This window comes from Novosphingobium sp. TK46 (genome assembly GCF_055361525.1).
This window is the reverse complement of the sequence record NZ_CM143963.1, coordinates 1,933,236-1,946,599: the sequence shown is the minus strand read 5'-3', so window position 1 is coordinate 1,946,599 and position 13,364 is coordinate 1,933,236. Positions and strand designations below refer to the sequence as shown.

Annotated in this window: 13 protein-coding genes; 5 read left to right on the top strand and 8 right to left on the bottom strand. The window is 66.7% G+C overall.

Annotated elements, in window-relative coordinates; translation table 11 throughout:
• Position 1: 1 nt before the first annotated feature.
• The 3 genes from ACXJ1Z_RS09385 to ACXJ1Z_RS09375 all read right to left on the bottom strand — a co-directional run bounded on the left by ACXJ1Z_RS09385 (position 2) and on the right by ACXJ1Z_RS09375 (position 3,946).
• Positions 2-1,009, bottom strand: coding sequence for an alpha/beta hydrolase (locus tag ACXJ1Z_RS09385; protein ID WP_463776221.1), 1,008 nt, complete (start codon positions 1,007-1,009; stop codon positions 2-4).
• Positions 1,010-1,184: 175 nt separating this feature from the next.
• The gene (locus ACXJ1Z_RS09380; RefSeq protein ID WP_463776219.1) at positions 1,185-2,327 is read right to left on the bottom strand and encodes an FAS1-like dehydratase domain-containing protein; all 1,143 of its coding nucleotides are present in this window, start codon (positions 2,325-2,327) and stop codon (positions 1,185-1,187) included.
• A gap of 44 nt (positions 2,328-2,371) precedes the next feature.
• Positions 2,372-3,946, bottom strand: coding sequence for an acetate--CoA ligase (locus ACXJ1Z_RS09375; RefSeq protein ID WP_463776217.1), 1,575 nt, complete (start codon positions 3,944-3,946; stop codon positions 2,372-2,374).
• Between the two features lie 123 nt (positions 3,947-4,069).
• Here ACXJ1Z_RS09375 and ACXJ1Z_RS09370 point away from each other — a divergent pair, with 123 nt between their 5' ends.
• A complete protein-coding gene (locus ACXJ1Z_RS09370; RefSeq protein ID WP_463776215.1) occupies positions 4,070-4,849 on the top strand; it encodes an IclR family transcriptional regulator in 780 nt (259 codons plus the stop codon).
• 88 nt (positions 4,850-4,937) lie between these two features.
• Complete coding sequence (locus tag ACXJ1Z_RS09365) at positions 4,938-6,539, top strand: carboxyl transferase domain-containing protein (protein ID WP_463776214.1); 1,602 nt, start codon at positions 4,938-4,940, stop codon at positions 6,537-6,539.
• Positions 6,540-6,544: 5 nt separating this feature from the next.
• On the opposite strand, the gene ACXJ1Z_RS09360 is transcribed toward ACXJ1Z_RS09365, so the two are convergent.
• A complete protein-coding gene (locus ACXJ1Z_RS09360) occupies positions 6,545-6,991 on the bottom strand; it encodes an endonuclease domain-containing protein (RefSeq protein ID WP_463776213.1) in 447 nt (148 codons plus the stop codon).
• 74 nt (positions 6,992-7,065) lie between these two features.
• Here ACXJ1Z_RS09360 and ACXJ1Z_RS09355 point away from each other — a divergent pair, with 74 nt between their 5' ends.
• From ACXJ1Z_RS09355 to ACXJ1Z_RS09345, 3 genes are read left to right on the top strand one after another with little or no spacing between them, the layout of a single operon-like run.
• Positions 7,066-8,916: an acetyl/propionyl/methylcrotonyl-CoA carboxylase subunit alpha gene (locus ACXJ1Z_RS09355; protein ID WP_463776212.1), complete on the top strand. Its 1,851-nt coding sequence runs from the start codon at positions 7,066-7,068 to the stop codon at positions 8,914-8,916.
• Positions 8,913-9,293 carry a TfoX/Sxy family protein gene (locus tag ACXJ1Z_RS09350; protein WP_463776210.1) on the top strand — a complete coding sequence of 127 codons (381 nt, stop codon included), beginning with the start codon at positions 8,913-8,915 and terminating at the stop codon, positions 9,291-9,293. The genes ACXJ1Z_RS09355 and ACXJ1Z_RS09350 overlap by 4 nt, the downstream gene beginning before the upstream one ends.
• On the top strand, positions 9,293-9,745 hold the full coding sequence (locus ACXJ1Z_RS09345) for a MaoC family dehydratase (RefSeq protein WP_463776209.1): 453 nt from the start codon (positions 9,293-9,295) through the stop codon (positions 9,743-9,745). The genes ACXJ1Z_RS09350 and ACXJ1Z_RS09345 overlap by 1 nt, the downstream gene beginning before the upstream one ends.
• 218 nt (positions 9,746-9,963) lie before the next feature.
• Here the strand turns inward: ACXJ1Z_RS09345 and ACXJ1Z_RS09340 are convergent, their stop codons facing one another.
• The 4 genes from ACXJ1Z_RS09340 to ACXJ1Z_RS09325 are packed head-to-tail and all read right to left on the bottom strand — an operon-like array spanning position 9,964 to position 13,320.
• Positions 9,964-10,998, bottom strand: a complete 1,035-nt coding sequence (locus tag ACXJ1Z_RS09340; RefSeq protein ID WP_463776208.1) for an alcohol dehydrogenase catalytic domain-containing protein — start codon at positions 10,996-10,998, stop codon at positions 9,964-9,966.
• A complete protein-coding gene (locus tag ACXJ1Z_RS09335) occupies positions 10,995-12,005 on the bottom strand; it encodes an LLM class flavin-dependent oxidoreductase (protein WP_463776206.1) in 1,011 nt (336 codons plus the stop codon). Before ACXJ1Z_RS09335 ends, ACXJ1Z_RS09340 begins: the two co-directional genes overlap by 4 nt.
• Entirely contained in the window at positions 12,002-12,505 is a 504-nt protein-coding gene (locus tag ACXJ1Z_RS09330) for a nuclear transport factor 2 family protein (RefSeq protein ID WP_463776204.1), read from the bottom strand. The genes ACXJ1Z_RS09335 and ACXJ1Z_RS09330 overlap by 4 nt, the downstream gene beginning before the upstream one ends.
• Positions 12,502-13,320, bottom strand: a complete 819-nt coding sequence (locus ACXJ1Z_RS09325; protein ID WP_463776203.1) for an SDR family NAD(P)-dependent oxidoreductase — start codon at positions 13,318-13,320, stop codon at positions 12,502-12,504. The genes ACXJ1Z_RS09330 and ACXJ1Z_RS09325 overlap by 4 nt, the downstream gene beginning before the upstream one ends.
• Positions 13,321-13,364 lie beyond the last annotated feature (44 nt).

The window sequence follows — 13,364 nt, the reverse complement described above, 5'->3', positions numbered from 1 at the left end:
CTCATTTCAAATGTTCGCGGAAGAACGCGAGGATTACCGCCACCGCGTCACGCGCCTCGGGCAGAGCGAGGTTGTAGTAATAACAATGGCCCATGCCCTCGCCGACGATCAGCGTCGAACGCACCCCGGTCTTGAGCAGTTGCGAGTTGGTGTAGATCGCCGGGCTGAGATCGATCGCGCGGGTGCCGGTGATGATCAGCGTCGGCGGGTAAGTCGCCAGGACATCGAGGTGGTAGGCCGGCCACGCGCTCGCATCGCGGGGGTCGATACCGTCGAAGTAGCCCTTGGTGATGTCGATGGGCGGGCTGCCATCCGCTGGCGGCGGCGGGAAAGACGCGTCGATGTAGCCGGCGATGTAGGCGGACTCTCCAGCTTCGAACGGAGCCCCGCCCGCGCCGAATACACCGATCGCGCCGGCCTGCGGCAGCCCATGCGCGGGAAGCCAGGCGGCGGCTTGCGCCGTCAGCACGCCACCGGCCGAGCCGCCGAAGATCCCGATGCGGCCCGGCGTATAATCGTCCAGCAGCGCGGCATAGACCGCGGCGACATCCTCGACCGCGGCGGGATGTTTGTGTTCGGGCGCCATGCGGTAGTTGACGCTGACGATGCGATAGCCGCCCATCGCGGCCAGCGGGATGGACTCCATGTGCGAGATCCCGTCCCAGCCGACCGTAAAGGCGCCGCCGTGCAGGTTGATGAGCACGCGATCGGGATCGTGGCTTCCGTCCGCAGGCGTGAAGTCGAGCACTTCGACGCCGCCGATCGTGGTGCGTTCGAGGGAAACCGGGAACGCCTCGCGCAGGCTGGCGACGCCGGGCGCGGTGTAGGCGTTGATCTGCTCGCGCCGGGTTACGGCATCGTCCGAGCCGACGGTGTCGAACGGTGGGGCCGATGCGCGCAGGCGCTGCGCGGCGGCGGCCTCTTCGCTGATGAGCTTGGATACCGGCAGCACGAACGCGGGTACGCGCACGTCGCCATTGGCTTCGAATTGCGGCTTGGCCTCTTCCATGTCCCTCTCCTTCGAGGTTGCCGGCTCATGTTGGCCCGGCTGAGGAGATTGGTCGCCGCATCTTCGTGCAGCTTAAAGCATCAGCCCCTCCCGATGATGGGAAGGGGTAGCATCCCGGCCCATCCAGCTCCTCCGCGCGTTTAGGAGGAACTGGGATGAGCCAGGATTCTAAGGCTTACGCCTTGCTGGGCAGTTCCGCCACGGCGGTGCCGAAAGCCGAAAGCTCCTGGCGGTGCGTGATCGCCTTCTGCTCGACTTCGACGTACTTCTTGCCGTTCTCTTCGAACTTGCGGGTCACCTCGCCGGTGATGACCATCGCGTCGCCGTCCGGGTTGTGGCGACGGATCTGACAGTTCGACTTGTGCAGGAAGCCCTCGTCGCCGATCCAGTCGGTCATGTGGTGGGTCAGCCACGAGCAACGCTCCGGGCCGTAGTCGTAGGCGCCTGGCGCGCCGACTTCGAGAGCGAACGCCTCGTCCCAGTGCACGCGCTCGGGGCAGTCCGGCACGTTGAAGCGGTTGCGGATGCCCAGGCCCGGGTGGGCCTTCTGCATCTTGTACGCCAGCTTGTTGGCGCGGATGTAAAGACCGCCCCAGCCCTGTGCGTAGCAGATGAAGCCGGTGACGGTCATCGGGCCCTTCATCATCGGCGGCAGCTTGTCGCCGACGTTCACGTCCTCGAAGTAACGCGGCGTGGCGCCACGGGTCTCTTCACGGTCGTAGATGTCGTAGAACTCGTCGAGCTGCTCCTGGGTGAAGGGCTCAACGCGGCCACGCGCTTCGGTGTACTTGGTGCCACGCTCGCGCGCTTCGTCGCGGTCGGTGCGGAACACCCACGAGTCGGCGCCTGCGACCTTCTCGTTGTTCTGGTTGAAGAAGTCGACGTGGTAGATCTGCTGGAACGAGCGACCGGCGAACTTGGTCTGATGCTCGACCAGATCCTTGAGGTAGGCCTCGGTGCGGATCGTGTCGTTGCGCAGGACCGGCTTTTCCCAGGTCCAGTCGGCACCCGCCCACATCGCGTGCACGCCGGCCAGACCACCGCAATAGCCCGAGATGATGCGGCTGGTGGTGAACAGGAACGACGGCAACGCGACGACATCGCCGTACTTGGTGGTCTTGGCATACTCAGGGTCGCACCACAGCGGGTTATCGTCGCCGATACCATGCGCGTAGTGGCGGATCGCGTCGCGCGTGGCTTCGTAGTTCCACGGCTCGACCGTGTTCTCGATCTTCACGCCGATACGGGCGCGCAGATCGGCGAGGCCCTGCTCGGTGATCTTGGGGAACTTGTTCGTGGGGGCGTCTGCTTCAGCCATCTCGTTCTTTCCTGTGTGAAATTTGTGAGGGGTGTTGGTGTTGATCAGGCGACGGTTTGCGCCGCCTTGGCGGCCTCGCGATCGCGCAGCATCTTGCGGTGGACCTTGCCGGCGGGATTCTTGGGCAGTTCGTCGACGAACTCGACGATGCGGGGGAATTCGTGCTGGGCCAGGCGCTCGCGGGTGAAGTCCTGCAGTTCCTTGACCAGCGCGTCACTGCCTTCGCAGTTGGCGACGACGCAGGCCTTGACCACCTGCCCGCGCTGCTCGTCGGGCACGCCGATCACGCCGCACTCCATCACGTTGTCGTGGCGCAGCATGGTGTTCTCGATCTCGACCGCCGACATCGTCCAGCCGGCCGAGATGATCACGTCGTCGGCGCGGCCACAGTGATAGAAGTAGCCATCCTCGTCGGTCTTGGCGCGATCCTTGGTGGTGATCCAGGTGTTGCCGCGCCACAGCATCAGTTCGCCGATCTCACCCGCGTCGGTCTTGCTGCCGTCGGGACGCTGCACTTCGAGCTTTTGCCCCGGAACCGCTTTGCCGAGCGAGCCGGGCTTGACGGTGAAGTCTTCCGCGCCGGGATAGTTGACCAGCACGACGCCGATCTCGGTGGTGCCGTACATCGAGCAGGCGGGCACCTTGAAGGTTTCGTCGATCCATTCCAGCGTGCCGGGATCGATCGGTTCGCCGGTGAACGACAGCTTCTTGAAGTGGAACTGGAAGTCGCCCCCCTTCCCGCTGTTCTTCATCATGCGGTAGTGGGTGGCAGCGGCGCTCATGTTGGTGATGCCGAAGTCGTCGAGCGCCTTCATCAGCCGCACCGGATCGAAGCGGCCGGCGAAGGTGCCGGTGGTCACGCCCATCGCCAGCGGCGCCAGCGTGCCGTGCCACAAGCCGTGGCCCCAGGCGGGTGACGACGGGCAGAAGAACTCGTCGCCCGGACGAATGCCGGTGCCGTAGAGCGCCGCGAACATCAGCGTGACGAGCGTGCGGTGCGAGTGCTTGACCGCCTCGGGCAGCTCGCGCGTGGTGCCGCTGGTGTACTGGAACACGGCCATGTCGGTGGCGCGGCTCTTGGAGCGGTAGGTCGTCGGGTACTTGGCGATCACGTCGAGCAGACCGTCGTCGGCGACCACGATACGCGGTGCTCCGTCCACCGCCACAGAGCGTGCGAGGTCCGCCTTCTCGACATTGGTGATCAGAATCGATGGGTTGCAGTCGCCCACCCGCAGCCGCAGCGCGTCGGGGCCGAACAGCGTGAACAGCGGGACCGAGATCGCGCCGGTCTTCATCGCGCCGAACAGGCAGACATAGAAGGGCAGCGACGGCTCGAGCATGAAGGCGATGCGATCGCCCTGCTTCACGCCCTCGGCATCGAGCCAGTGGGCGAACTGCGCGGCGCCGGCCGAAATCTGGTCGAAACTGAGAATCTCGTCCGAGCCATCGGCATGCGCGATCCGAACCGCGGCGCGGCCCGACCCGTCGGCATGGCGCGTGATGCACTCGTCGGCAATGTTCAGGTACTCGCGATCGCCACTGAACAGCTCCCACAGCGCTGCCGAGGAGGCATGGGCCTGAGCGTCGGCATAGCTGGTGTAATCGGTCAGCCTGGTCATCGAACAATCCCGTGTCGGCGCCGAGCCTCAAGCTTGAGTCGAAGCGCCGTGCTTTTTGCGTTGGACAAATCATGGCACAGCGTGCTTGTTGTTGCAAATAGTGAATGTTATTCAATATATCGAATGATCCTGACCGACCTGCCTCTCGAAGCCAAAACCAGCAAGGCGCCCGCTATCGCCCGTGCGGCGGCTATCCTGCGCCTGCTCGGCAAGCGCGGAACGCCTCTCGGCGTGCAAGCGATCGCGCGCGAACTTGGCCTGGTGCCCAGCACCTGCCTCTACGTCCTGCGCGCGTTGGCGGAGGAGGAGCTGGTCGCCTTTGACCCGGACACCAAGCGTTATGCGTTGGATGCCGGCGTGCTCACGCTGGCGCGCCAGTGGCTGCGCAACGACCAGTTCCACGAAGTCGCCCAGCCGGTGCTCGACCGCATCGCGCGCGAGTTCGGGCTCACGACGTTGGGCGCGCAGTTGTTCGGGCTCGACCACATCATCGTCACCGCCATGTCGCAATCCGGCGCCACTTTTCAGCTTTCGACGCAGGTCGGCAGCCGCTTTCCCGCCCTGGTCTCGGCGACAGGTCGCTGTATCGCCGCCTTTGGGGGGTATAGCGACGCGCAGCTGAAACCTCGCTTCGACAAGTTGCGCTGGGACGAGGCACCCGATTGGGACACCTGGAAGGCGCAAGTCGATGACGCGCGCCAGACCGGCATCGCCGTCGACGCCGGGCACTATATCGCCGGGGTGACGGTCGTCGCCGCGCCGGTGTGGAAACAGGAGGGCCGCCCCAGCCACGCGCTTGTCGCGATCGGCATCGGCAGCGCCATGCGCGGCGAGGCCCTGCCGCGGCTCAAGGACACACTGCTGGCAGCCTCGCGCAGCTTGAGCGAGCGGCTTTCGGGTTAAATGGAATTTGCGCAGCCCCTGCGGCTCGCTAGATGGACGTGAAAAGAAGGACCGGGACGGGAATGACACGCACGTACGAGCACAACCGATGAGCGCGCCGGTGCTCTCGACGACCCTGGACCTCGCCAGTCCCGAGGCGCAGGCGCGCGACGCGCACAACCGCATGCTCGCCGCCGAACTGCGCGAAAGGGTCGCCAAAACCGCGCTGGGCGGTGACGAACGCTCGCGTGCACGGCACCTCAGCCGCAACAAGCTGCTGCCGCGCGACCGCGTGGAACGGCTGCTCGATCCGGGCTCGCCCTTGCTCGAGATCGGGCAATTGGCGGCGCACGGCCTCTACAACGACGAAGTGCCCGGCGCCGGCATCATCACCGCGATCGGCCGGGTCTCGGGCCGCCAGTGCATGATCTTTGCCAACGACGCGACTGTGAAGGGCGGCACCTACTTCCCGCTCACCGTCAAGAAGCACATCCGCGCGCAGGAGATCGCCGAGGCCAACCGCCTGCCGTGCGTCTACCTCGTCGACAGCGGCGGCGCCAACCTGCCCAACCAAGCGGAAGTCTTCCCCGATCGCGACCACTTCGGCCGGTTCTTCTTCAACCAGGCGAACATGAGCGCAAAGGGCATCCCGCAGATCGCCAGCGTCATGGGCAGTTGCACCGCCGGCGGCGCCTACGTTCCCGCGATGAGCGACGAGAGCGTCATCGTGACGGAGCAGGGCACGATCTTCCTCGCCGGCCCGCCCTTGGTACAGGCCGCGACAGGCGAGGTCATCAGCGCTGAGGATCTGGGCGGCGGCGACCTGCACTCCCGCAAGTCCGGCGTTACCGACCACCTGGCCGACAGCGACGAGCATGCGCTGACCATAGTGCGTGACATCGTCAGCCACTTGGGCCCCGCGCACCAGCACGGCCTCGACCTGAAGGACCCGCGCCCGCCCAAGTACGCGGCGGAGGAGCTGTACTCGATCATCCCCGAGGACGTGCGCGCACCCTACGATGTGCACGAGGTGATCGCCCGCATCGTCGATGGCAGCGAGTTCCACGAGTTCAAGGCGCTCTACGGCACCACGCTCGTTTGCGGCTTCGCGCATATCTGGGGCATGCCGGTGGCGATCCTCGCCAACAACGGCGTGCTGTTCTCCGAGAGCGCGCAGAAAGGCGCGCACTTCATCGAGCTGGCCTGCCATCGCCAGATCCCGTTGCTGTTCCTGCAGAACATTTCCGGCTTCATGGTCGGCGGCAAGTACGAAGCCGAGGGCATCGCCAAGCACGGCGCGAAGCTGGTGACGGCGGTAGCGACGGCGCAAGTGCCCAAGCTGACGGTGCTGATCGGCGGCAGCTTCGGCGCAGGCAACTACGGCATGTGCGGCAGGGCCTACGACCCACGCTTCCTGTTCACCTGGCCCAACGCCCGCATCAGCGTGATGGGCGGCGAGCAGGCCGCCTCGGTGCTGGCCACCGTCCACCGCGACGCCGCCAAGTGGACGCCCGAGGAAGCCGAAGCCTTCAAGGCCCCGATCCGCCAGATGTACGAGGACGAAGGCAACCCCTACTACGCGACCGCGCGGCTGTGGGACGACGGCGTGATCGACCCCGTCCAGACCCGCGACGTGCTGGGTCTGGCGCTGTCGGCCTGCCTCGAAGCCCCGATACCGGAGGCACCCCGCTTCGGGGTGTTCCGGATGTGAGGAGCCTACGTTTCCAGATCCTCCCCGAGCTCGTCTCGGGGAGGGGGACCGCCCCACACAGCGGGGTGGTGGAGGGGGAGACGCTCTATGCAAGCGGCGACGATGCCGGTGAGCGCCGCCTCCAGATCGCCCAGCACATCGCGTGCCGGAATGCGCACCGTCTGAATACCCGCCCGTGCAAACCACGTATCTCGCACCACATCCCGCGCCGGCCGCTCACCGAAGTGATGCGCCTCGCCATCGATCTCGATCGCCAGCCGTGCATCCAGACAGTAGAAGTCGAGGGCATAAGGCCCACTCGGATGTTGCTTGCGAAATTTGAGCCCGCCCGGTCGCTTACGCAGTTCCTGCCAGAGCAGGACTTCCGGCAGCGACATCGCCTTCCGCTGCTTCCTGGCACGATCGATAGCGCCGGATTTCGGCTTGGGCGCCTGGTCCTTGAACATCGCCATCTCCCCCTCCACCACCCGCTGCGCGGGCGGTCCCCCTCCCCGAGACAAGCTCGGGGAGGATTTGAGGTAACCTTATGATCAAGTCCCTCCTCATCGCCAATCGCGGTGAAATCGCCTGCCGGGTCATCCGCACCGCGCGTGCACTCGGTATCCGGACCATCGCGGTCTACTCGGACGCCGACGCCAACGCGCTGCACGTGCGCGAGGCCGACGAGGCCGTCCACATCGGCCCGTCTGCCGCGCGCGAAAGCTACCTCGTCAGCGAGCGCATCCTCGCCGCAGCCCAGCAGACCGGCGCCGAGGCGATCCATCCCGGCTACGGCTTCCTGTCCGAGAACTCGGCGTTTGCGCAAAGCGTGATCGACGCCGGGCTCGTCTGGGTCGGGCCTAACCCCGCCTCGATCGACGCGATGGGCCTCAAGGACGCGGCCAAGACGCTGATGGCCGCTGCCGGTGTGCCGGTCACCCCCGGCTACATGGGCGAGAACCAGGACCCCGCCTTCCTCGCCGAAGAGGCCGCCAAGATCGGCTATCCGGTGCTGATCAAGGCGGTCGCCGGCGGCGGCGGCAAGGGCATGCGATTGGTCGAGACGCCCGAGGCTTTCATCGACGCGCTCGCCTCGTGCCAGCGCGAAGCGGCGTCGTCGTTCGGCAACGCCCATGTGCTGATCGAGAAGTACATTCTCTCGCCCCGCCACATCGAAGTGCAGGTGTTCGGCGACAAGCACGGCAACGTCGTCCACTTGTTCGAGCGCGACTGCTCGCTGCAGCGCCGCCACCAGAAGGTGATCGAGGAAGCCCCGGCCCCCGGCATGGACGCCGCCACGCGCGCCGAACTATGCGCTTCCGCCGTGCGGGCGGCCAAGGCGGTCGACTACGTCGGCGCCGGCACGATCGAGTTCATCGCCGACGGCTCGGAAGGCCTGCGAGCCGACCGCATCTGGTTCATGGAGATGAACACCCGCCTGCAGGTCGAGCATCCGGTGACCGAGGAGATCACCGGCGTCGACCTCGTCGAATGGCAACTGCGCGTCGCCTCGGGTGAACCGATCCCCCTGGCGCAGGACGAGCTCGGCATCGACGGCTGGGCGATGGAAGCGCGGCTCTATGCCGAGGATCCGGCCAAGGGCTTCCTGCCCTCGATCGGCAAGCTGGAACTGCTGCAGTTCGGCGACGCCGAGGGTGGCCGCATCGACACCGGCGTCTACGAAGGCGCGGAAGTGTCGCCGTTCTACGACCCGATGATCGCCAAGGTCATCGCCTGGGGCGAAGATCGCGACGAAGCGCGCGAGCGGCTGTCCGACATGCTCAGCGACAGCGCGGTGTGGCCGGTGAAGACCAATGCCTCGTTTCTGGTCAAGGCACTGGAACATCCCGACTTCGTCGCGGGTACCGTCGACACCGGCCTGATCGGCCGCGATGGCGAGGCGATGGCAGAAGTGCCCGCTCCCTCCACCGAGGTGTTGGAGGCCGCTGCCGATTCACTGATCCCGGCTTACGCCTCGCCCGGCCTGCGGCTGAATGCCGCCCCGGCGCGCAAGGCGTGGTTCCTGCTCGAGGGGCAGGAGATCGAGGTCGCGATCGGTGAAGGCTCCGACGAGCCGGCGGACTCGGTGCTGATCACCGAGCAGGGTCAGGCTTGGCAGCTCACGCCTTGGCGGCGCGAGGGCGTGCATGGCGCCGCGACCGGCACCGGAGCGATCCTGGCGCCGATGCCGGGCAAGGTCATCGCGGTCGAAGTCGAGGCCGGGCAGACGGTCACCAAGGGCCAGAGGCTGCTGACGCTGGAAGCGATGAAGATGGAGCACACGCTCACCGCGCCGTTCGATGGCGTGGTGGCGGAACTCAACGCCAGCGCCGGCCAGCAGGTGCAGGTCGAGGCTGTGCTCGCGCGCATCGAAGAGCATGCCGAGACGCCTGCGTGACCTCGTCGCAGGACAAGCAGCGCGCCGCCGAACTGGTTGAGTGGGTGGTGGAGGCCATGGAAGAGGCCGGCACCGTCACCTCGCGCGCGATGATGGGCGGCCATACGCTGTACTGCGACGGCGTGACCTTCGCGATCGTCGCGCAGGGGCAGATCTGGTTCAAGAGCGACACCGAGACCGACCACGAGTGGGAGGCGGCGGGCTGCGCCAAGTTCACCTACGAGCGCGAGGGCAAGCTCGCGACGATGAACTACCGTCTCGCGCCCGACGACGTGTACGATTACCCCGAAGAATTGCGGCGCTGGGCCGAGCTTGGGCTCGTCGCCGGGCGGCGCGCCGTGGCCAAGAAGAAGCCGCGCAAGAAGAAGGAAATCTGATGCCGGGCAAGTTCTTCGATGAGTGGCAAGTGGGCGAACGGATCACGCACCAGCCCAGCCGCACCGTCACCGAAACGGACAACCTGCTGTTCAGCGCCATGACGCACAACATGCAGCCGCTGCACCTCGATGCCGAGGCGGCCAAGGCGAGCGAGTTCGGGCAGATCCTGGTCAATTCGACCTTCACCTTCAGCCTCGCGGTCGGCCTGTCGATCGCGGACACTACGGTGGGCACGTTGGTGGCGAACCTGGGCTTCGACAAGGTGGTGACCCCCAAGCCGACCTTCATCGGCGATACGCTGACCTGCCACAGTGAAGTGGTCGAAATCCGCGAGAGCAAGTCGCGGCCGACGCAGGGCATCGTCGTGTTCAAGCACGAACTGACCAACCAGCGCGGCGAGACGGCGCTGTCGATGCTGCGCACGGTGCTGCTAAAAAAGCGCGAGGGATAGGTTTTGCCACTGGTCAGCCTGACCTGCGCTTTATTCGCCCTACGTCCCGTCGTCCCCGCGAAGGCGCGGACCCCGCTTGTTTTTGTTGATCCTTGGTCTTGGACAAGGAAGCGGGGCCCCCGCCTTCGCGGGGGCGACGTGGCTTGAGGTTTTCGAGAACTGCGCGGAGTGGGGCTAATGGCTTGCGGTACGAACGGTTAGCGCCTGCGGGGTGCGGCCTAGCCCAGCCGCGGATCGACCAGCGTGCGTATCGGCGCGCTCGGGCCTGAGAGATTCGCGACCGCTTCGGCCACACCGCCAAGGCCGATGCGGCCGCCCAGCCACGGCGTCACGTCGATCCGTCCGTCGGCGATCGCGCGCAGCGCCAGGTCCATGTCCTGCGGCTCCTCGCCGCCGGCGAACTGGATGTTGAGTCGCTTGTTCTGCGCGGCGAACACGAACAGGCTTTCGGCCTCCATGCAGTAGCCGCCCATAACGATGCGGCCTTCGAATGGCGCGGCGGCAATGATCCGTTGCAGCATGCCGGGCTGGCCGACGCACTCGTAGATCAGGCTGACGCGGCGACCGTCGAACTGTGGCAGCGGCGCATAGGGATCGGTCTCGCGCGGATCGACGGCGATGTGTGCGCCCGCCGCGATGGCGAGATCGCGCCGTCCCTGGTGGAAGTCGGCCGCGACGATCGGCCCCACGCCCATCAGCCTGAGGCCGGCGATCACGCCCAGACCGATCGCGCCGCAGCCCAACACCAGTGCGGCGTCGCCCTTGTCGGGCCGACCCCGCCGGGCATGTTCCAGCCCGACCGCGAGCGGCTCTACCATCGCCGCATAGTCGTCCGGCAGAGCGTCGGGCACTTCGATCAGGAAGTCCTCGTCGAGCAGCATCAGCTCGCCGAAGCCGCCGGGGCATTGGTGACTGAACCCGACCACGGCATGGCTGCCGCACTGGCGCATGATCGGCACCGAGACCACGCGCCGGCCCGGGCTCACGCTGCGGCGGCTGCCCGGGCCGTAGTCGAGCACTTCGCCGACGTACTCGTGACCCGGCACGAACGGCTTGTCGAATTCGAGCGCCGCGTAGGGCCCGCCCATCTGGCGCGACAGGTCGATGACGTTGCGCCCGCCGGTGAGGAAGTGCTGGTCCGAGGCGCACATCCCGCAGACGTGGGTGCGCACCAACGCCTGGCCCTTGCCCGGGATCGGATCGGCCAGATCGCCGACGCCGACCTTGCCGTCAGCGATGAACGCGGCCTTCATGCTTTCGTCTCCATCACGTCGCGCAAGGCAGGCATGGTCTGTTCGAGCAGCCGCAGCGACTTCCAGCCCTCTTCCGGCGAGAGGCCACCGAGCAGCGGCTGGAAGCCGATGTTGGGGCCATCGGGCAGCGCGGCGACACGCTCGAGCAGTTGGTCGGGCGTCATCGCCGCGAACATGCCGGCCTGGCGCAGCACGGCCGGGTCGGTGAGGCCCATGAACGGCGAGTTCGAGCCGTCGCCCTCCTGCGCCGCCCACTTGGCGTACTCGGTGATGACGTGGACGGCGTGCGGCGCGATCGCCTCCCAGCCGGCGTCCGGATCCTCGCACAAGTGCACCGCGAGCGGCATGCCTTGAACAGGGCGGAAGTACGTGCGCGGGGCACGCCCGGCGGCGGCGCACTCGGCCAGGTAGATGTCGACCAACTCGCCTTTCATCGGCCCGAAGCCGACGTCGTGGCGCGCGGCGCGCTTGGCCGATGCGGCGACGCCGCCGCCGACCAGGATGATGTCGCGTGCGTCCTGCACCGGCAGCGGGCGCACGAAGATCGGGCGTCCATCCGCCTCGAAGCGCTCGCCCGCGAGCGCGCGCAGGATCAGCTCGATGCCTTCGTCCATCAGCCGGCCGCGATCCTTGAGCGACTTGCGGAACATCGCGAACTCCAGCGGCACGTAGCCGGCGCCGAAGATCACGTTGAGCCGCCCGTTGGACATGTTGTCGACCACCGCGATCTGCTCGGCCAGCTCCAGCGGATCGTGCAGCGGCAGGATCACCGCGCCAAGGAGAAAGCGGATGCGGCTGGTCACCGCCGCCATGCCGCCGGCCAGCGTGAACGGCTGCGGCAGATAGCCGTCGTCGGAGCCGTGATGCTGCATCAGGCCGATCTGGTCGGCGCCGATGCGGTCGACGAACGCCGCCATCTCGATCGCGGCGCGATAGAGGTCAGGGGTCGGCGCGGCCCAATCGGGTGAGCGCATGTCGAACGAAACGGTGATCTTGCTGGCGGTCATGCGGGGGCCTTCAGGACAGCATAGGAGGGATCTTGTGCGTCGCGACGGCTGCGCTCGGGTGCAGAAAGCGCGGTGACGTCGCCGATGGTGTCGAAGTCGGTGACGGTGTCGCGACGGTCGATCGCCCATCGCCCGTCGCGCCGCGACCAGCTGTCGCAATAACGGCTCCACACCTGGATCTGGAACGCCTGGCCCTCGCGCTCCCCGCGCAAGGCTGCGAAGACGTAGGCTTCGCTGCCAGCGCGGTCGCCATCCACTTCGATCAGGATGTTGGTGACCTGGTGCGAATGGGCCTGCAATTGAGCATGCGACTTGCAGATCCAGTCGATCGCGCCGCGACCGCTGCCCTGGAAGCCCTTCGGCCCGTAATCCACCACCGCATCCTCGTGGAACACCGAATGGCCCAGCGGCACGTCCAGCCGATCGACCGAGCGGCAATAGCGATAGAGCTGCTCGGTGATCGCCTGCTTGTCGGCGAGGTCCTGCATGACGGCGCTCATGGCTTAGGCTTCGCGGCATAGGCGGACGACATCGCCGCGATCTGGCGGATGCGGGCGCGGCGCTGCGCCGCCGAACTGGCGGACATGATCGCCTCATCGTCCGCTTCGCCCCAGTTGCAAACCGGCCCGTGCGGCAGGCGCTCCAGGCCGAGGCGGGCGACATCGTCGGGCTGGGCCAAATTGTCGGGCAAGGCGATGCCCTTCTGGTCCATGATCTCTCGATGCGCGGGCGTGTCGGTGCGGCCGATCACGTAGCTGAGCACGTCGACGCCGTAAGGCTCCAGCTCGGCCCACAGCGATTCGCACAGCACCAGGTCGAATGCCTTGCTGGCGCCGTAAACCGAGAGCCCTGGCAACCCGGCATAGCAGGCGCCCGAGCCGACCACGATCAACCCGCCCCGGCGGCGCTCTCGCATCGGCGCACCGAACGCGTGGAGCGCGCGCATGGTCGTCATCACGTTGCGGATCGCGAGCGAGTCCCAGTTCGCGATGGCGTTGTCGAAGAACATCGAGCCATTGGCATCGGCGCCTGCGTTGAGGATCAGCAGTCCGACTTCGCGGCCTCCGGCAGCGGCGAGCAGCTGCTCGGTCGCATCATCGCGCGCCAGATCGATCAAGGCGGTGACGCACTCGACACCGTGTCCGGCCCGCAATTCGCGTGCGAGCTGTTCCAACGGCGCTTCCCTTCGTGCGACCAGGATCAGGTTGACGCCGGCTTGCGCCAGTTGCCGTGCGAAGCTGGCGCCGGTGCCTTCGGACGCGCCGGCGATCAGCGCCCAGGGTCCATAGCGGCTTGCGATTTGCGCGCTATCCATCGATGCTCTCTCCCATCGGCCACACAATTATCTGCTGGCCAGCG